The 4,773-nt window shown below is 66.0% G+C and carries 2 protein-coding genes and 1 pseudogene; all 3 read left to right on the top strand.

Annotated elements, in window-relative coordinates:
• Window positions 1-38: 38 nt before the first annotated feature.
• A pseudogene (locus ET21_RS0117665) lies at window positions 39-1,802 on the top strand (strawberry notch C-terminal domain-containing protein); the annotation flags it as partial.
• 111 nt (window positions 1,803-1,913) lie between these two features.
• Complete coding sequence (locus ET21_RS0117660) at window positions 1,914-3,926, top strand: ParB/RepB/Spo0J family partition protein (protein WP_030540704.1); 2,013 nt, start codon at window positions 1,914-1,916, stop codon at window positions 3,924-3,926.
• A gap of 92 nt (window positions 3,927-4,018) precedes the next feature.
• A complete protein-coding gene (locus ET21_RS0117655) occupies window positions 4,019-4,765 on the top strand; it encodes an ArdC family protein (protein ID WP_030540703.1) in 747 nt (248 codons plus the stop codon).
• Window positions 4,766-4,773: the final 8 nt, after the last annotated feature.

Below are 4,773 nucleotides of genomic sequence, written 5' to 3'. Positions count from 1 at the left end.
CGCCTACCGCCGCCACGCTCGACATAAACTGCGACTGCAAAGAATTCCTGGTCGATTATCTGACCGCGGCCTTTCCCGTGCGCCAGATGCGCACCTATACCGACGATAGCGGCACGGTGCGCTCGGAACCGATGATCGACGAGGCCGGGCAGCCCGTGCTGTGCCGGGAAGCGATGGCCATGCGCGACCAGCTCCTCGAGCAACTCTGTGCGCTGCCGGTCGTCGGCTCGGCGCTCGATCACATAATCGGGCATTTCGGGACGGAGGCTGTGGCCGAGGTGACGGGCCGCAGCCGGCGGATCGTCGTCGATGCCGACGGCCGTCAGCGGATCGAACGGCGCAGCGCGCGCACGAACCTCGCGGAGACCGACATCTTCATGCGCGGCGAAAAGCGCATCCTGATCTTCTCCGACGCCGGCGGCACGGGGCGGAGTTACCACGCCAGCCTCGACGCGCCCAATCAGAGCCGCCGCATTCACTATCTCCTCGAGCCCGGTTGGCGCGCGGACGCGGCGATCCAGGGGCTGGGCCGCACGCACCGCACCCACCAAGCCTGCCCGCCCTTGTTTCGGCCCGTTTCCACCGATTGCCGTGGCGAACGGCGGTTCATCTCGACCATCGCCCGGCGCCTCGACAGCCTGGGCGCGCTGACCCGTGGCCAACGCCAGACCGGCGGGCAGGGACTTTTCGACCCCCGCGACAATCTGGAGTCCGACTTCGCGCGGGAATCGCTCGACCAGTGGTTTCGCCTGCTGTTCCAGGCAAAACTCCAATCGGTCCACTTCGATCAGTTCCAGGCGCTCACCGGTTTGAACCTGGCCGGGGAGGGCGGGGGGCTCACCGAGACCTTGCCCACGATCCAGCGGTGGTTGAACCGCATCCTGGCGCTGCGCATCGACCTGCAGAACGCGATCTTCGACGAATATCTCGGCTTGATCGAAGCACGGGTGGAAAAGGCACGCGAGGCCGGCACCCTCGATCTTGGCGTCGAAACGATCGCGGCCGACCGTATTTCGATCCTCGACCGGACGGTGATCCGGCGCGATCCCGTGAGCGGCGCCGAAACCGAAATCCTGCGCATCGAAACCGAGGAACGATATCGGCCACTGACCCTGGAACGAGCGCATTGGCTTCTCGCCGACCCGGAAGCGCGCCGATTGATCAACCCGCGTTCCGGCAAGGCCGCCATTTGCCGGCCGACCTTCTCGCTGACGGACGAAGAGGGACGGACCGTGCGCCGCTACGAGCTGGTGCGGCCGACGCGCACCGAACGGCACCGGCAGGACCTCTTCGCCGAAACCCATTGGACCGACGTGGATCGCGCGAGCTTCGACGAAGCCTGGCAGGCTGAATGCGACGCAATGGCGGCGCAGACGCGCACGCAGATCATCTATCTGGTCACTGGCCTGCTGCTTCCGGTGTGGGGCAAGCTGCCCGACGATCATGTCCAGGTCTGGCGGCTGACGAGCGATGACGGCCAATCGCTTCTCGGGCGTCTTATTCCGGCGCCGCTGGTTGAGCGGATTGCCAGCGCATTCGGCATCGCGGCCCATGTCGAGATCGACCTCGGCGCGCGGGTCGAGCACGTCCGTACCTCGGGCGAGATCATGCCGATCGGAGCGCTGCGGCTGAAGCGCGCCTTGGTCGCCGGCGATCAACGCCTCGAATTGCTGGACTGGAAGCCCGAGGCGCTGCCGCATCTCAAGGCGGCGGGCTGCTTCACCGAGATCATCCAGCACCGCACGCGGCTGTTCGTTCCCCCGAGCCGCGCCCTCGAGATCCTCGCCAGGATCACGGACTGACCCGCGGCCGCGCCAAGCGACCGAAGAGAGGGGAGGGGGCCTTCGGCCGGGTGGGCCTGAGTGGCTCAAGCCGGCCGACGAGGTCGGCGCAACCCTCGAAGGAGACAACCGATGATCCAGTCCGTGAAGGTCAAGAACCTCTCGCTCTCGAAGGACAATGTCCGCAAATCCAATCGCGATGCCGACCTCGACAGCCTCGCCGACAATATCGCCGCGCATGGCCTGTTGCAGAATCTCGTGGTCACGCCGCTCAAGAAGGCAGGACATTTCACCGTCAAGGCGGGTGGCCGCCGCTTGCGGGCGCTCCAGCGCCTGATCGATTCAGGCCGGCTTGCCGGGGACCGTGAGGTTCAGGTGCTGGTGCTCGAGGATGATGCCGGATCGGCCGAAGCGAGCCTTGCCGAGAATTTCCACCGCGTCGCGATGAATCCGGCGGATGAGTGCTCGGCTTTCAAGCACTTCCTCGACAAGGGCGCGAGCGCCGAGGATGTGGCGAAACGTTTCGGCGTCACGACCCGCTTCGTTGAGCAGCGGGTACGGCTTGCCGAACTGGCTCCTCTCGTCTTCGCGGCGCTGGCGGCGGGCGAGATCACTCTGGGGGTCGCCCAGGCTTATGCTGTCACGCCCGACGTCGATCGGCAGGCGCGCGTGTTCGAGAGCATGAGCCGGTCCTATTATGGCGACAATCCCGACAATATCCGCCGTGCGCTCCTCAACGGAACGGTCAAGGCGACCGACGCCAAGGCACGGTTCGTCGGCCGCGAGGCCTATGTCGGCGCGGGCGGCCGGATCGAGCGCGACCTGTTCGGTGAAGATGTGGACGAGAGCTGGATCGACGTGGAGCTCATCGAGCAGCTGGCCGCCCAGAAGCTTGAAGCGGCCGCGGAAGCGCTCGCTGCCGAACAGAAGCTGGCGTTCGTGACGCCGGTTCTCGCGACGCATGTGCCCTATGATATGGAGTGCCAGCTCCACGAATACCATCCGCCGCTGCGCGAATTGAGTGAGGACGAGCAGGAGCGCGTCGATAGTCTCTCGGATGAGGGCGACGCGCTCATCCGCGAACTTGAGACCGAACTCGAGGACGGCACGCCCGAGGCCGAGGCGGCTTCGGCGCGTCTCGCCGACATCGAGCGGGAACTCGATACGATCGAGGCGTCGCGCACTATGGTCGACGATGCGATCAAGGACCAGCTGGGCACCTTCATCTATCTGGCGCCCGATGGCAGTCCGCGGGTGCACAGCCGCATGTTCAGTGAGCGCGCCATTCGGCAGGCGGGCGAGGACGCAGAACCCGAAGCACCGTCCGGCAAGGTCGCGGCCTCCCGGCTCAGCGCGACGCTGGTTGACGAACTCGCGACCCAGCGCCGGCAGATCCTGGCGGCCCATGTCGCCTCGGATGCCGGGTTCGCGCTCGATCTCACGATATTCCTGATGGCGCACCGGACGGTGTTCGCCAGCAGCTATGTCCGGGACCACGCGACGCTGCAGGCGGCCGCCGCGAGCTTCCCGATCGTCAGCTTCCGCGATGAAGGCAGCGCGGCGAGCAATGTCCTGACCGAACAGCGCCAGGCGCTCGATGTGAGCTGGGCAGGCGGGAACACGCTGTCGTCGCGTTTCGATGCCTTCCGGCAACTGGATGAACAGGCGCGCGCCGATTGGCTCGCCCATGTCATGGCGCAGACGCTGGAGCCGACACTCAACGTCGACGATGGCGGGCGCCGCAACGGCTTCCACGATCATCTCGGACGGCTGCTCGACATTGATGTCGCGCAATGGTGGCGGCCCGATGCCCAGAACTTTTTCGGGCGGGTGAAGAAGGACGTCATGCTCGAAGCGCTCGACGAGATCGGCGGGCCGGTGCTGCGCGGCCGATACAAGGACGCCAAGAAGGGTGACCTTGCCAATGCCTGCGCTGCGCTCTGTTCGGGGCAGGGCATCGTCGAGGCCGAAGTCCGGGAAAAGGCGCTCTCCTGGCTGCCCGACGAGATGCGGTTCGACGCGATCGAAAAGCCCGAAAGCTTCCGGAGCTATTCCGCTTTCCTCAGCGATGAAGACGACAGCGACGGCGGGGCAGGGGAGATCGCCCCCGATGGCGATGCTGGCGACTTCGAACAGGCCGCCTGAGGCGAACGCCTAACGGCGGGCGGCGCTTTCGTGTCGCCCGCCGCCCTTCATTGGCGGCGCTGAGGCAGCCGCTCTTTCGCGGAGTATCCACCATGACCCAATCATCGGGCCGGCCCTCGCCGGCCGAGACCATCACGCGCGCCATCATCGACCGGCTCGAGGCCGGTGTGCGTCCCTGGGTACGGCCCTGGCGATCATGCGCCGCGCAAGGGCGCCCGCTGCGCGCCAATGGCGAGCCCTATCGCGGCATGAACACCTTTTGGCTATGGCTGGCCGCCGAGCAGTGCGGCTATCGGTCTCGCTACTGGATGACCTATCGGCAAGCACAAAGCCTCGGCGGGCAGGTCCGTGCCGGTGAGCAGTCGCAATTTGCGATCTTCTACAAAGCCTATTCGAAGAAGGTCGATTCATACGAACGTCCGGGTGAGCTCGTCGATGAGCAGCGCCGGGTCATGCGGTCCTATGCGGTCTTCAATGCCGATCAGATCGATACACTGCCGGGCGATTTCTATCCCGAAGCCCTCTCCCTCGTCCCGCCGGGCGACCGCCTCGGTCCGCGGGCGGCGCGCTTCGTCGATCGGCTGCCCGCGCGGCTGCGCAGCGGCGGCGATCGTGCTTATTACGATCTGCGCGCGGACGTCATCACCATGCCGCCGATCGAGCAGTTCGACACGCGCGCCGCCTGGGCAGCCACCATCGCGCATGAGGCCGGCCACTGGACAGGGCATCCAACCCGTCTCGCTCGATCGTTTGGGAAGCGCTTCGGCGATCACGCTTACGCTTTCGAGGAGTTGGTCGCCTTATCTGGACAGTCTGCACCGTGCCTCACGCACACTTGAACGGTATG

Source organism: Sphingobium sp. DC-2 (assembly GCF_000722555.1).
Classification (GTDB): Bacteria; Pseudomonadota; Alphaproteobacteria; order Sphingomonadales; family Sphingomonadaceae; genus Sphingobium; species Sphingobium quisquiliarum.
This window is presented reverse-complemented; position numbering and strand designations above follow the sequence as displayed.

What these genes read in the sequence shown, in the direction of transcription:
- ET21_RS0117655 (WP_030540703.1), top strand. Translation starts at nt 4,019, where the DNA reads ATGACCCAATCATCGGGCCGGCCCTCGCCGGCCGAGACCATCACGCGC.
- ET21_RS0117660 (WP_030540704.1), top strand. Translation starts at nt 1,914, where the DNA reads ATGATCCAGTCCGTGAAGGTCAAGAACCTCTCGCTCTCGAAGGACAAT.